We start from the raw sequence: 13,157 nt of genomic DNA on the forward strand, positions 1-13,157 counted from the left end.
GCTCTTATTGAGTACAAAAAATTGCGGGAAAAGGCTGAAATGGTCCACAATCGCCCTTATTGGGTACAAAAAATAGAAGAAAAAGGCCGAACTGGTCCTCAATCGCTCTTATTGAGTACAAAAATATGAGGGAAAAGGCCAAAAAGGTCCTCAATCGCTGTTATTGGGTACAAAAAAATGAGGGAAAAGGCCGAACTGGTCCCCAATCGCCCTTATTGGGTACAAAAAACAGAAGAAAAAGGCCGAACTGGTCCCCAATCGCTCTTATTGAGTACAAAAAAATGAGAAAAAGGACCAAATTGGTCCACAATCGCTCTTATAAAGTACAAAAAATAGGAAAAAAGGCCGGAATGGTCCCAATCCCCCTATTGACGGCCAAAATCACACCAAAAGCACAAAACCAGTAGCCAACCGGCCCTAGGGGCAAACCTTACTGCTCTGAATTCTGCCGCTTCGTCGGATGAATTGCTTTTTCTACTTCCTCAGCGGCGATTGTTTGACTTACTGTATCACTATTCGGCTTTCCTTTTTGGCTGAAACCCTTATCTCGTTTCTGGCTCATATGAACTGGCCCCCTTTAAATATGTTTCACCTAATAAGATGGATAAACAAGGGAGAGATTATTCATTCTCTAAACGTTTTGTTGTTAAAAGCCGATAAAACGCACTTTCAATCGACCGAGACAAATGTGGCACGACGATCGAAATTGCCTCGACCAATTTCTCTAAATTTACATTTGTCTGAATCCCCATTCGCTCAAGCATGTTGACAACATCCTCTGTTGCTGCATTTCCTGCCGCACCAGGAGCAAATGGACACCCGCCAAGACCGCCGGCTGAAGTATCGAACCGGTCAATTCCGGCTTGCAAAGCAGCAAAGATATTTGTAAGGGCAAGGTTTCTCGTATCATGGAAATGAGCAGTCAGTAACGTATCGGCAAAATCCCTCTTCAAGCTGCGGAACAAAGCAAAGGATTCATGTGGCGCAGCCATTCCGATCGTATCAGCCACACTCAGTTCATCAACACCGGCATCGACAAATTGCCGGCACAAGGACAAAGTATCTTCCGGCTCGATTTTTCCTTCATATGGACAATAAAAGGCTGTTGAAATACAAGCACGGACAAAATATCCTTTCTCCTTTAATTCACCAATAATCGGTATGAGCTCAGCCATGCTTTCCTGTGTAGATTTATTGATATTCTTCCGGTTAAAGGTATTACTTACCCCAACGAAAACAGCAACAGCTTTGCAATTAGTCATATAGACTCTTTCAATTCCCTTTCGATTGGGAGCTAGAACGATGTTGCGTGTTTCAGTATCAAGACAATCAGCGACAATTTCAGCAGCATCTCCCATTTGCGGAACCCATTTTGGCGAAACAAAAGAAGTAAGCTCCATTTCTGTTAAGCCAGCACTTTTCAATCCCCTGATAAAATCCTTTTTAATCTCTGTGGGCACAAAAGCTTTTTCGTTTTGCAGCCCATCACGGGGACCGACTTCAATAATTGTTACTTTAGCAGGCAATTGCAGGGTCATGTTTTCCTCTCCAGTCTCATAGTTTATAAGGGTAGAATGAAAAGCTATAAACGTTTTCCAATACCTAAGAATTTCTATAATCGGGTGCTGTGGATACCTCTGTATAGTGTTTGGTTTACGTTTAGCGCAAGCGGACTACCAGCGAGTTCATCAGCAAATCAACAAGCTTTGTCTAAGGCTGATCAAGGTGCTTGGGCATTTGTTATTTCAAACTGAGCGAGCGCTCTCCTATGCTCTTATTTTATTCAATTTGTTTTTTAAAAAGCAAGAATAATAGAAATTTTGACATAATAAAAGGAATTCTGCATTTTTTCTCGAAATAGTATCATTGAAACTGATTGTGAAAGGGTGGGAAATATGACACAAACAGAAGTGGTAATTGTAAGTGCTGTAAGAACAGCGATTGGCAGTTTTAATGGGAGTTTGAAGGACGTCTCAGCTCCTGAACTAGGGGCAGCAGCAATTAAAAATGCACTTGAAAAAGCGGGTTTAAAACCTGAGCAAATAGACGAGGTTATTCTAGGAAATGTTTTGCAGGCAGGGCTTGGCCAGAACCCAGCAAGGCAAGCGGCACTTAAAGCAGAACTTCCTGTAAGCGTTTCCGCAATGACGATCAATAAAGTATGCGGTTCTGGATTAAAGGCAGTTCATTTGGCGACACAAGCGATTATAGCTGGAGACGCAGAGATCGTTGTAGCTGGCGGAATCGAAAATATGAGCCAAGCTCCATACATATTAAAAAATGCCCGCAACGGATTCAAAATGGGTGATCAAAAGCTGATCGATACGATGACTTCTGATGGCTTAACATGTGTATTCAATGATTATCATATGGGCGTTACAGCAGAAAATCTTTGTGAAAAATATGAACTAACAAGAGAAGAACAGGATGAATTTGCTGCGGCGAGTCAAGAAAAAGCAGTAAATGCGATTGAAACAGGCAGATTTAAGGATGAGATTGTTCCGGTTGAAATCCCGCAAAGAAAAGGCGATCCAATCATCTTTGATACAGATGAATATCCGAAAAAAGGAACAACGGCAGAAAAGCTGGCAAAGCTAAGACCCGCGTTTAAAAAAGACGGCAGTGTCACAGCTGGTAATGCATCGGGGATTAACGATGGTGCAGCAATCCTTGTTGTGATGAGCAGGAAAAAGGCAGATGAGCTGGGAATTAAGCCGCTTGTTACGATTAAAGGAAATGCGAGTGCTGGAGTAGATCCAAGCATTATGGGCATTGGCCCGGTTCAAGCTGTAAAAAAGGCGCTAGAAAAAGCATCTGTATCCATGGAAGAGCTGGAGCTGATTGAAGCGAATGAAGCGTTTGCAGCACAGTCGCTAGCTGTTGATAGAGAGCTTGCGTTTAACAAGGATATTCTTAATGTCAATGGTGGAGCAATTGCACTGGGTCATCCGATTGGTGCGAGCGGAGCCAGAATTCTTGTCACATTGATTCATGAAATGCAGAAGCGGCAGGCGAAAAAAGGTCTTGCCACCCTTTGCATCGGCGGAGGCCAAGGTGTTGCAACGGTAGTTGAACTGGTATAAAAGGTTATCTATTCACATAAATTACACGTTCTCGAAAAATGAGGGGGAGAATGACATGAAAACAATTTGTACTTCCTTTAATGAAGCAGTGAAGGATATTCATGATGGCGCTGTTTTAATGGTCGGCGGATTTGGTCTCTGCGGAATCCCGGAAAACTTAATCCTTGCATTAGTAGAAAAAGGTGTGAGAGATCTAACTGTTATTTCGAATAACTGTGGAGTGGATGATTGGGGTCTTGGACTGCTTTTGAAAAATAAGCAGATTAAGAAAATGGTAGGTTCATATGTTGGAGAAAATAAAGAGTTTGAAAGACAGGTTCTTTCAGGGGAGATTGAAGTGGAGCTCCTTCCACAGGGAACACTTGCCGAGAAAATCCGAGCAGGAGGAGCGGGAATTCCAGCATTTTATACACCTGCTGGAGTTGGTACTCCGATTGCTGAAGGGAAAGAGACAAAGTTTTTTAATGGAAAAGAGTATTTATTAGAAGAATCCCTGATCGCGGACTTCAGTTTAGTGAGAGCGTGGAAAGGCGATAAAATGGGAAATCTCGTCTATCATAAAACGGCAAGAAACTTTAACCCTATGATTGCTGCAGCAGGGAAAGTAACAATCGCTGAAGTAGAAAAGCTATATGAGATTGGTGAGCTTGATCCGAATGGGATTCATACACCAAGCATTTATGTGCAGTCTTTAATCGAAGGAAACCAGGAAAAACGAATTGAAAGACTGACAGTTCAAAAGTAAAAAATGCTCGGAAGGAGACGCTGCAAATGACGAATGATAAAGCTGCTGTTCGGGAAAAAATCGCTAGACGTGCTGAAAAAGAAATTGAAAATGGATTTTATGTGAATCTTGGGATTGGCATGCCAACACTAGTAGCTAATTATATTTCAGATAATAAAGAAGTGGTGCTGCAATCAGAGAATGGCTTGCTTGGCATTGGTCCATATCCTACAAATGAAGAAGTGGATCCTGATCTAATTAATGCAGGGAAAGAGACGGTAACAGCAATTCCTGGATCTGCTTATTTTGATAGTGCTGAATCTTTTGCCATGATCCGCGGCGGACATGTAAATATTGCGATCCTTGGCGGGATGGAGGTCTCTGAAAATGGAGATCTTGCAAACTGGATGATTCCTGGTAAAATGATTAAAGGAATGGGCGGCGCGATGGACCTCGTCCATGGAGCAAAGAAAATCATAGTTATCATGGATCATACGAATAAAAATGGTGAGTCAAAAATTTTAAAAGAATGCACGCTGCCGTTAACTGGAAAAGCGGTTGTGAACCGCATCATTACGGAACGGGCTGTTGTTGATGTAACGGAGTCCGGCTTAAAGCTTGTCGAAGTAGCTAAGGGCTATACAATAGAAGAGGTCATTCAATCAACAGAAGCTGAATTGCAAGTAGATGAGAACGTTCAGACAGACGCTTATTAATTGATTCCGAAAGAGTGCAGCTGTGAATGCTGTACTTTTCTTTATTAAGGAGGAGAGTGTACATGAGTTTTTCATTTAAAGGAATTGATCATATTCAATTAGCAGCCCAAGAAGGCTGTGAAGACCAGGCTAGAGTATTTTACGGAGAGATCCTTGGGCTTAAAGAAATTCCAAAACCAGAAAATCTGCAAAAGCGTGGAGGATGCTGGTTTCAATGCGGAAACCAGGAAATTCACATCGGCATTCAAGAAGGCTTCGTGCCAGCCAAAAAGGCACATCCAGGATTGGTAGTTGAGAATTTGGCGGAATTGAGGGAAAACCTGCTGAAGCATGAGATTATTATAAAGGAAGAACCGCCAATTGAGGGGAGAACCCGATTTTTCGTTGATGATCCATTTGGGAATCGGATTGAGTTTCTCGAGTTTTTGAAATGAAAATGATATAATAAATTGTAAATTATTCATATGAGGGGATTTCAATGAAAAAGAAAAAACAGCAGTCCCAACCAAAAAAGGATGATAAGCCAGTAACCCTTGGTGATATGCTTAACCAAGATTTAATGGCAAAACTAAAAGATACAAAGCAGCAATTAAAAGCGGCTGAAGATAAGAAAATGGAAGAAGAAGAGCAGCGCAAGAAAGAGGAAAGACGATTGCGCGAAAAGAACAAGAGCTTCGAAGAATTGCTTGGTGAAAGTAATTTGAACTGGAAGGAATTTAAATAAAGCAGAAATGAAAAGACGCTTGGGGCGATAAGCTCAAGCGTCATTTTGTTTATTGCGGATGCAAGAATCCTCGCAACGGGAACAAAATATTCTAAGTGAGGCATCAATAGCACGTAGATGACCGAATAGCTTAACTTACAATCAGTGTGGATGGAAGAACCCCCCACTGATTGAAGGTTCACTTTAAAATCGATGCTCTTCATATTTTTTTGCTTTTGTAATCGATTGAATAAGTGAAAGTTCATCTTCTGAGAGCGGGTTGGTTCGGACTGCCTTTGCATTTTCTCTAATCTGCTCTGCCTTGCTTGCCCCTGCCACAACTGAGGAAACGGAAGGCTGGGCCAAATTAAACTGGAGGGCAATTTCCGGCATTGTTCGGGAATCGGCAAACTTTTCTCTCAGTAAAGGTAAAATCGTGTTTAATTCTTTGCGGCTATAGTTAAGAAAGCCTGGTTCGGAGGCTTTCTCAAGCATCCTATTGCTTAATAAACCCTTTGCCAGCGGCCCTCTAGTAACAACGCTAATGTTATTTTCCTGCAGTAGCGGGATTGCCTGCTCCTCGGGACGGCGATCTAATATACTGTATTGCATCATGACAGAGACAATGCTGGACTTTTTCGCGTATTCCTGTATGACATTGGGACGAATGGACGAAATGCCATAATAGCGGATAAGACCATCAGCTTTTAGCTCTTCGAATGCTTCAATTGTTTCGTCAATTGGATCCTCGATTGTCCCGCCATGAAGCTGGTATAAATCAATATAGTCTGTACCGAGTCTTGTTAAACTGTTTTTAACGGCTTCTTTTATATATCGTTTGGAAGGGTCCCATCGCCAGCCATTCTTATCTTCACTCCACCGGTTACCAGCCTTTGTAGCGATAATGACTTTATCTCTTACATGCTTTAATGCTTGCCCGACAATTTGCTCATTTTCACCAAAATCGTAAAGGTCTGCTGTATCAAAATAATTAATTCCTTCATCTAGTGCTGTCTCAATGAGTTCCTGCGCCTTTTTTTGATCAGTACCAAGGGACATGCACCCTAACCCAAGCTCACTCACATATAAATCTGAATTTCCTACTTGTCTTTTCTTCATTTGACATCCTCGTTTTTCTTTTCTTTCTATTGTATAAAATAATTGAAGCTAACCGCAATGAAAGTGAATAGGCAAATAAAGATGGGATTTCTACAATATAATCATTTTTTCATAATTATATTGTAGAACTTGCCATTAAAAATAATAATCTTTTGAAAATAAGGGAGCTAATCTACTTAACTTCTGTTGTTTTTTGTAGAGGAATAAACCCAATCCTTTAACAAATAATAATCCTTGCTGTATTCTTTTAATTTCGCTCTAATTTCCCATGCTTTTCCGACGAGTGTAATGCCTTTCTCATGAACATATATTTTCATGACCTGCTCCTCCAATTAAAGTATGATAATATGTATGAGAAAACATAATCGGAATAGAACAGGAGTGGCCGCAAATATGAGTCGCCTAGAAGAAAAGACGTTACATACAGAGAAGATTTTTACCGGTAAGGTGATTAGCCTTCAAGTGGAGGATGTAGAATTGCCAAACGGAAACGTCTCAAAACGTGAGATCATCAAGCATCCAGGTGCTGTAGCGATTCTAGCGTTAACAGATGATGATAAAATTGTCATGGTCGAGCAGTACCGTAAAGCACTAGAAAAGACAATCATCGAGATACCTGCAGGAAAGCTTGAGCATGGTGAAGACCCAGTAACTTGTGCTAAAAGGGAATTAGAGGAAGAAACAGGATATGATTGCAAAACAATGGAGTGGCTTATCTCCTTTTATACATCGCCAGGTTTTGCCGATGAAATTGTTCATTTATATATAGCAAAAGGATTGGAGAAAAAGGAAAATGCCGCATCCCCTGATGAGGATGAATTTGTCAATTTGATGGAGATCACATTAGAAGAAGCGCAAGCATACCTGAAAGAACAAAGAATATATGATGCAAAAACTGCATATGCTGTTCAATTTTTGCAATTACAAAAGGCGTTGAAGAAGTAAATGAAGAATTATTATTCTGATCTGCATATTCATATCGGAAGAACACGATCTGGAAAACCAGTGAAAATTACAGGGGCAAAATCCTTAACCTTTACGAATATTATTGAACATGCAAGAAATGAAAAAGGCCTGAATATTATCGGAATTATTGATTGCCATTCACCAGAGGTGATCGTGGAAATCTCAGAGCTAATGGAAACGGGTGATGTGACGGAGCATCCTGATGGCGGCTTACAGTACGGGGACTTAACGATTATCCCAGGGTCAGAGCTGGAAATATATGATGAGAACTGTCACGGTCCCATTCATGTTCTTGCATACTTTCCTACTTTATCAATCATGCGTGAATTTTCAATGTGGCTATCGAATCATTTGAAAAACATCACACTTAGCTCACAAAGAATTTATGTTTCAGGCAGGGAGCTCCAGCTAAAAGTAAAAGAGCTTGGCGGATTATTTATACCAGCCCATGTATTTACCCCATTTAAAAGCCTGTTCGGAAAAGGTGTTCAAAAAACATTAACAGAAGTGTTTGATAAGAACCTGATTGATGGAATCGAGCTCGGTTTAAGTGCTGATACTGCGATGGCAGATCAAATAAAAGAACTGCATGACTATTCATTTGTGACGAATTCTGATGCTCATTCTTTAAAGAAGATTGCTAGAGAGTACCATGTTCTTCAAATGGAAGCACCAACCTTTAATGAACTTGAAAAGGCATTGCATCAAATCGATGGAAGAAAAGTAAAAGCTAATTATGGCCTTGATCCACTCCTCGGAAAGTATCATCAGACTGTGTGCTCTCAGTGCTTTACCCCGTTTAATCCAGAAAAGGGAGAATGCAGCAATTGCGGGAGTTCCAAGTTTATTAAAGGTGTTGCAGATCGAATTACTGAACTGAAAACTGCAAGTGCTTCACCTGTTCATCGACCTCCATATATCCATCAAGTGCCGCTTGAATTCATTCCAGGGCTTGGACCAAAAATGCTGGAGAAGCTTCTTGACCATTTTGGAACAGAAATGGCGATCTTGCATGAAGTTCCTTTAGAAAAATTGGAACAGATCATTCCAGTGAAAACAGCAGAAATGATTGTCAAGGCACGAGAAGGAAAACTAAGTTTGTCTGCTGGCGGCGGAGGTAAATACGGGAAAATTGCAGATTAACAATACATGCGAAAATCACTTTCGGAACAAGCAAAAACGAGATTGTTCCTGCGGAGATTATTCAAAGAAGTCTTCATTTATGCTCACCCCCGACAAGAGGGGGAGGTATATCAGCTGAACGCAGAAAAGTATATCAAAAAAATCCAGTCCTAAAAGGGGCTGGATTTTTTTGTGTCATACAAAACAAGGACAAGCATACAATTTAATAACAGAAATATAGCAGGAGGATCGCAATGAGAAAAAAAATGTACCAGAACGTCGTCGCAAATCATTTTCGTGAGCATTCCTCAATTTATTTATTTGTGGTTGTATTATTTTTAATGGGTGTTATTTTTGGAGCAATTATTGTAAATAGTTTGAGTTTCACACAAAAAGAGGATTTGTTTTACTACCTCTCTCAATTTTTTGGACAGGTATCGGACGGCAATGTAGCGGCTGCAAATGACTTATTCAAACAAAGCTTCTTTCATAACACGAAATTTATTGGGGTAATGTGGATTTTAGGAATATCTATCATTGGTCTGCCTGTCATCCTAATTCTCTTGTTTATGAAGGGGATGGTTGTTGGATTTACGGTTGGATTTTTAGTAAACCAAATGGGCTGGGATGGCTTTTTGCTTTCATTTGTTACGGTCTTGCCGCAAAATCTAATTATCATTCCTGTATTTATTGTCGCTTCAACAATCTCAGTCGCGTTTTCATTAAAAATGATAAGCAGACAATTTATGAAAAAGGTTGGACAGCCGATCATGCCTTTGTTAGGGAGATATATGTTTGCATTTGTCATCGCAGTTTTATTTCTATGTGCTGCTGCAGGAATTGAGGCACTGCTCTCACCAATATTGATGAAATCAGTGATCAATTCATTCTAGGCTTGAGATCATACTGCCATCTTATATATAATGGGCGAATAAACCAATGGTTTATTCGCCTTTTGTCATTAAATGACGATTAATGATTCTTCTCTTTTGATAATAATTATTATATAATATCAATTATCAACCCTTATTTGTAATAATTTTATTTTGAATCTAACCCATAATCTGTTATAATGAGAATGTTAGTGGCGAGGGAGGAACTTCGGATGGAAAGTAGAATTGATAGAATAAAGAAACAGTTGCATTCGTCAAGTTATAAATTAACGCCTCAGCGTGAAGCAACCGTTCGCGTTTTGCTGGAGAATGAAGAGGACCATTTAAGTGCGGAAGATGTCTACCTCCTTGTAAAAGAAAAATCGCCTGAGATAGGCTTAGCAACTGTATATAGAACACTTGAATTATTAACGGAACTGAAAATTGTTGATAAAATTAATTTTGGTGATGGGGTTTCCCGCTATGATCTTCGTCAAGAAGGAGCAGCACATTTCCATCATCATTTGGTATGTATTGAATGTGGAGCAGTAGATGAGATCCAGGAAGATTTATTAGAGGATGTTGAAGAAGTGGTTGAACGAAGATGGAATTTTAAAATAAAAGACCACCGTCTGACATTCCATGGCATTTGCTATCGTTGCCATGATAAAGCCAATAGTGAAGAAACTGAAAAAGTTGAACAACAATAGCCAAAAAACCTTTTCTGTTCGTGGAAAAGGTTTTTTACTTTTTAAAAGTAAACATAAGCAGGATTAGGTATAATTCTTGTCCAAAATGGCATATCTTTTACTATTAATGATATGGTGGGGGACATGTATGATGAAATCCTGGCTAAAAATTGCTTTTCAAGCATTCAAAGTGTTCGTGCTTTTCACAGGATGCACAATCCTTTTTTATTATGGTATTATGTGGTTAAACGAAGAATATCAAGATTATCACCGCTATGATGAACCAGAGGGCAGTGCTGTAAAGGTGTCCTCTAGCGGAAATGCTGAAAGTTCATCAAGCTGGTTTGATCGGTTAATTCTTTTCTATTTAAATGGAGAGTAGGGCCATCAATGGAGGACAATCTGAAAGATTTCATACATTATCTAATAGTGGAAAAAGGGCTGGCAAAAAATACAATCGTTTCTTATGAGAGAGATTTGAAAAGCTATATAAATTATTTAAAAAAGGTTGAAGCAATATCAGCAATGAATGGTGTCCAGCGTGTTCAAATCATTCATTTTCTTAAGACCCTAAAAGAACAGGGGAAATCATCTAAAACATTGGCAAGGCATATTGCTTCAATTAGAGCGTTTCATCAATTTCTCCTGAGGGAAAAGGCAGTTGACCAAGATCCTTCAGTACATATTGAATCCCCTCAGCACGAACGATCACTCCCAAAGGTGTTGAATATGCAAGAGGTGGAAACATTGCTAGATTCCCCGAAAGCCCATGATCATTATGGACTTCGTGATAAAGCAATGCTTGAATTATTATATGCGACAGGAATCAGGGTTAGCGAGTTAATTGGTTTGAAGATTGGGGATGTCCACTTAACAATGGGATTTGTTCGCTGTATAGGAAAGGGAAATAAGGAGCGAATCATTCCAATTGGAAAGACATCTGCAAAAGCACTTGACCGGTATCTGCAGGACGGAAGGAGCCACTTTGTTTCAAAAAAGCAAAGAGACGAATCCTTATTTTTAAATCATCATGGCCGTGGATTATCCAGACAAGGCTTCTGGAAAATACTCAAACGGCTTGCTGCTGAAGCCGGCATTGAAAAGGATTTAACCCCGCATACGCTTAGGCATTCTTTTGCAACTCATCTTCTCGAGAATGGCGCTGATTTACGTGCAGTACAAGAAATGCTTGGCCATGCGGATATCTCAACAACACAAATTTATACCCATGTAACTAAAACTAGATTAAAAGATGTATATAGTCAATATCATCCGCGAGCTTAAGGAAACGCTCAGCGCTTCCGGAAAAAATAGAATGCAAGTGTCCTACTCCCCGACATACAGGACGTTCTAGTGTCGGCAATGCGACAGGGAATGGGAGAATCTGTCAGTGGTGCATCGCACGACTAAAATTGAAGTTTTAAGAAGGCCGTCGAGTTTTGTCAACCTCAAGGTCACAAATCAATCCTCCCGAAAAAGGAAAAGGACACCTTTCCGGGAGGATTGATTAGTACTTGTCGGGGGGAGCACTAAGGAAAGCTCCTTAGAACAATCTTGGCTGGAACAATCGCACTTTGATTGTTCCGAAGTCGCTTCCGCTTTTCTAAGTTGCCATAAAAAATGGCAGCTTTTTCTTTCATTTCTTAATAATATTAGGTAAAATATAGATGTCAGACTTCCGACATATAGATTGGAAAAAATGTGATAAACGTATGTATAAAGGGTAACCTAATTTATATTTACAAATGTAACCGTATTCAGTAAGAAAAGCGGAAGCGCCTTGGTCATAGCCGTACAAACTGGAAGGGTCGGTTCTTTCGATTAAGGAAACACGGTGAGCGAGAGCGAACCGATGTTGACTTATCGTAGGGAGGGGACCTGAAGTTTGATAGGCGATAGGCGCTGGAGCTAGACCATTCTCTAACTCCAAAGTAATAAATTCTGATTCACTTAAAAGGAGGAGTTCAAATGACTTCATATGCATATAAAAGAGTTTTTGTCGTTGTAATGGATTCAGTTGGAATCGGTGAAGCACCGGATGCTGAAAAATTCGGGGACAAAGGTGCCGATACGCTTGGCCATATTGCAGAAAAAATGAATGGCCTAAAGATGCCGAATATGGGTAAGCTTGGTCTTAGTAATATTCGTGAAATAAAAGGTATTGAAAAAGCTGAGAAACCACTCGCATTCTTTACGAAAATGCAGGAAGCATCGAATGGAAAAGATACGATGACTGGTCATTGGGAGATTATGGGACTTAATATTCAAACGCCATTTCAAGTATTTCCTGAAGGCTTCCCGCAAGAATTAATTGCTGATCTAGAATCACGCACTGGCAGAAAGGTGATTGGCAATAAACCTGCAAGCGGAACGGAAATTCTTGTTGAACTTGGGGAAGAACATATGCAGACTGGTGCACTTATAGTGTATACATCCGCTGATTCTGTTCTTCAAATTGCTGCACACGAAGAAATTATTCCTTTAGAGGAGCAATATAAAATCTGTCAAATCGCGAGAGAACTTACACTGGATGAGAAATATATGGTTGGCAGGGTAATTGCTAGACCATTTATTGGTGAGCCAGGAAACTTCCAGCGAACATCTAATCGTCATGATTATGCTTTAAAGCCTTTTGATCGTACAGTTATGTCAGAAATGAAGGATGCAGGACTCGATGTAATAGCTATCGGGAAAATTTCTGATATCTTCGATGGAGAAGGTGTAACAAAGTCTCTTCGTACTGTGTCAAATATGGATGGAATGGATAAATTACTGCAATCATTTGATATGGACTTTACTGGTTTAAGCTTCTTGAATTTAGTAGATTTTGATGCCCTTTATGGTCACCGAAGGGATCCTGAAGGATATGGAAAAGCGCTAGAGGAATATGATGCACGTTTACCGGAAGTATTTGAAAAGATGAAAGAGGGGGATTTGCTAATAGTTACTGCTGACCATGGCAATGATCCGATTCATCATGGAACTGACCATACTAGAGAATATGTACCGCTTCTTGTTTATGCTAAAAATAATGAAAATGGCAAAGAGCTCACAATTCGTGAAACGTTTGCAGACATTGGCGCAACAGTTGCAGAAAACTTCCATGTAAAAATGCCTGCTTATGGAAAGAGCTTTTTACAGGAATTGAAATAGGAGGAAATAA

General features: G+C 40.0%; 16 protein-coding genes. 12 read left to right on the forward strand and 4 right to left on the reverse strand.

Annotated features, from left to right (window positions below; translation table 11 throughout):
* Positions 1-430 precede the first annotated feature (430 nt).
* Positions 431-562 carry a hypothetical protein gene (locus ASU02_RS27220; RefSeq protein WP_269745978.1) on the reverse strand — a complete coding sequence of 44 codons (132 nt, stop codon included), beginning with the start codon at positions 560-562 and terminating at the stop codon, positions 431-433.
* Between the two features lie 58 nt (positions 563-620).
* Complete coding sequence (locus tag ASU02_RS12945) at positions 621-1,538, reverse strand: hydroxymethylglutaryl-CoA lyase (protein WP_057764221.1); 918 nt, start codon at positions 1,536-1,538, stop codon at positions 621-623.
* 357 nt (positions 1,539-1,895) lie between these two features.
* On the opposite strand from ASU02_RS12945, the gene ASU02_RS12950 reads away from it, so the two are divergent.
* The 5 genes from ASU02_RS12950 (at position 1,896) to ASU02_RS12970 (ending at position 5,247) form a co-directional block, all read left to right on the forward strand.
* Positions 1,896-3,083: an acetyl-CoA C-acetyltransferase gene (locus ASU02_RS12950; RefSeq protein WP_057764223.1), complete on the forward strand. Its 1,188-nt coding sequence runs from the start codon at positions 1,896-1,898 to the stop codon at positions 3,081-3,083.
* Positions 3,084-3,138: 55 nt separating this feature from the next.
* Positions 3,139-3,828 carry a CoA transferase subunit A gene (locus ASU02_RS12955; protein WP_057764225.1) on the forward strand — a complete coding sequence of 230 codons (690 nt, stop codon included), beginning with the start codon at positions 3,139-3,141 and terminating at the stop codon, positions 3,826-3,828.
* A gap of 26 nt (positions 3,829-3,854) precedes the next feature.
* Positions 3,855-4,523, forward strand: coding sequence for a CoA transferase subunit B (locus tag ASU02_RS12960; RefSeq protein WP_057764227.1), 669 nt, complete (start codon positions 3,855-3,857; stop codon positions 4,521-4,523).
* A gap of 62 nt (positions 4,524-4,585) precedes the next feature.
* The gene (locus tag ASU02_RS12965; RefSeq protein WP_057764229.1) at positions 4,586-4,957 is read left to right on the forward strand and encodes a VOC family protein; all 372 of its coding nucleotides are present in this window, start codon (positions 4,586-4,588) and stop codon (positions 4,955-4,957) included.
* 44 nt (positions 4,958-5,001) lie between these two features.
* Positions 5,002-5,247 (forward strand): YqkE family protein, encoded by a 246-nt coding sequence (locus tag ASU02_RS12970; RefSeq protein WP_057764231.1) that lies wholly within the window; start codon positions 5,002-5,004, stop codon positions 5,245-5,247.
* A gap of 183 nt (positions 5,248-5,430) precedes the next feature.
* Here ASU02_RS12970 and ASU02_RS12975 read toward each other — a convergent pair whose 3' ends face one another.
* On the reverse strand, positions 5,431-6,345 hold the full coding sequence (locus tag ASU02_RS12975) for an aldo/keto reductase (RefSeq protein WP_057764233.1): 915 nt from the start codon (positions 6,343-6,345) through the stop codon (positions 5,431-5,433).
* 176 nt (positions 6,346-6,521) lie between these two features.
* Positions 6,522-6,662, reverse strand: a complete 141-nt coding sequence (mciZ, locus tag ASU02_RS25860; protein ID WP_082631788.1) for a Z-ring formation inhibitor MciZ — start codon at positions 6,660-6,662, stop codon at positions 6,522-6,524.
* A 76-nt stretch (positions 6,663-6,738) separates the two neighbouring features.
* On the opposite strand from mciZ, the gene ASU02_RS12980 reads away from it, so the two are divergent.
* The 7 genes from ASU02_RS12980 to deoB all read left to right on the forward strand — a co-directional run bounded on the left by ASU02_RS12980 (position 6,739) and on the right by deoB (position 13,147).
* Positions 6,739-7,290 carry an NUDIX hydrolase gene (locus tag ASU02_RS12980; protein ID WP_057764235.1) on the forward strand — a complete coding sequence of 184 codons (552 nt, stop codon included), beginning with the start codon at positions 6,739-6,741 and terminating at the stop codon, positions 7,288-7,290.
* On the forward strand, positions 7,291-8,454 hold the full coding sequence (locus tag ASU02_RS12985) for a TIGR00375 family protein (protein WP_057764237.1): 1,164 nt from the start codon (positions 7,291-7,293) through the stop codon (positions 8,452-8,454).
* A gap of 233 nt (positions 8,455-8,687) precedes the next feature.
* Complete coding sequence (spoIIM, locus tag ASU02_RS12990) at positions 8,688-9,326, forward strand: stage II sporulation protein M (protein WP_057764239.1); 639 nt, start codon at positions 8,688-8,690, stop codon at positions 9,324-9,326.
* A 212-nt stretch (positions 9,327-9,538) separates the two neighbouring features.
* Complete coding sequence (gene fur, locus ASU02_RS12995; RefSeq protein ID WP_053476878.1) at positions 9,539-10,015, forward strand: ferric iron uptake transcriptional regulator; 477 nt, start codon at positions 9,539-9,541, stop codon at positions 10,013-10,015.
* A gap of 130 nt (positions 10,016-10,145) precedes the next feature.
* Complete coding sequence (locus ASU02_RS13000; RefSeq protein ID WP_057764492.1) at positions 10,146-10,376, forward strand: YqzK family protein; 231 nt, start codon at positions 10,146-10,148, stop codon at positions 10,374-10,376.
* Between the two features lie 8 nt (positions 10,377-10,384).
* Complete coding sequence (gene xerD, locus ASU02_RS13005) at positions 10,385-11,278, forward strand: site-specific tyrosine recombinase XerD (protein ID WP_057764242.1); 894 nt, start codon at positions 10,385-10,387, stop codon at positions 11,276-11,278.
* A gap of 684 nt (positions 11,279-11,962) precedes the next feature.
* Positions 11,963-13,147: a phosphopentomutase gene (deoB, locus tag ASU02_RS13010; RefSeq protein WP_057764244.1), complete on the forward strand. Its 1,185-nt coding sequence runs from the start codon at positions 11,963-11,965 to the stop codon at positions 13,145-13,147.
* Positions 13,148-13,157: the final 10 nt, after the last annotated feature.

This window comes from Cytobacillus praedii (genome assembly GCF_001439605.1).
GTDB classification, from domain to species: domain Bacteria; phylum Bacillota; class Bacilli; order Bacillales; family Cytobacillaceae; genus Cytobacillus; species Cytobacillus praedii.

Excerpts from the sequence above, each read along its gene's own strand:
- ASU02_RS27220 (WP_269745978.1), bottom strand. The coding sequence starts at position 562 with ATGAGCCAGAAACGAGATAAGGGTTTCAGCCAAAAAGGAAAGCCGAAT.
- ASU02_RS12945 (WP_057764221.1), bottom strand. The coding sequence starts at position 1,538 with ATGACCCTGCAATTGCCTGCTAAAGTAACAATTATTGAAGTCGGTCCC.
- ASU02_RS12950 (WP_057764223.1), top strand. The coding sequence starts at position 1,896 with ATGACACAAACAGAAGTGGTAATTGTAAGTGCTGTAAGAACAGCGATT.
- ASU02_RS12955 (WP_057764225.1), top strand. The coding sequence starts at position 3,139 with ATGAAAACAATTTGTACTTCCTTTAATGAAGCAGTGAAGGATATTCAT.
- ASU02_RS12960 (WP_057764227.1), top strand. The coding sequence starts at position 3,855 with ATGACGAATGATAAAGCTGCTGTTCGGGAAAAAATCGCTAGACGTGCT.
- ASU02_RS12965 (WP_057764229.1), top strand. The coding sequence starts at position 4,586 with ATGAGTTTTTCATTTAAAGGAATTGATCATATTCAATTAGCAGCCCAA.
- ASU02_RS12970 (WP_057764231.1), top strand. The coding sequence starts at position 5,002 with ATGAAAAAGAAAAAACAGCAGTCCCAACCAAAAAAGGATGATAAGCCA.
- ASU02_RS12975 (WP_057764233.1), bottom strand. The coding sequence starts at position 6,345 with ATGAAGAAAAGACAAGTAGGAAATTCAGATTTATATGTGAGTGAGCTT.
- mciZ (WP_082631788.1), bottom strand. The coding sequence starts at position 6,662 with ATGAAAATATATGTTCATGAGAAAGGCATTACACTCGTCGGAAAAGCA.
- ASU02_RS12980 (WP_057764235.1), top strand. The coding sequence starts at position 6,739 with ATGAGTCGCCTAGAAGAAAAGACGTTACATACAGAGAAGATTTTTACC.
- ASU02_RS12985 (WP_057764237.1), top strand. The coding sequence starts at position 7,291 with ATGAAGAATTATTATTCTGATCTGCATATTCATATCGGAAGAACACGA.
- spoIIM (WP_057764239.1), top strand. The coding sequence starts at position 8,688 with ATGAGAAAAAAAATGTACCAGAACGTCGTCGCAAATCATTTTCGTGAG.
- fur (WP_053476878.1), top strand. The coding sequence starts at position 9,539 with ATGGAAAGTAGAATTGATAGAATAAAGAAACAGTTGCATTCGTCAAGT.
- ASU02_RS13000 (WP_057764492.1), top strand. The coding sequence starts at position 10,146 with ATGAAATCCTGGCTAAAAATTGCTTTTCAAGCATTCAAAGTGTTCGTG.
- xerD (WP_057764242.1), top strand. The coding sequence starts at position 10,385 with ATGGAGGACAATCTGAAAGATTTCATACATTATCTAATAGTGGAAAAA.
- deoB (WP_057764244.1), top strand. The coding sequence starts at position 11,963 with ATGACTTCATATGCATATAAAAGAGTTTTTGTCGTTGTAATGGATTCA.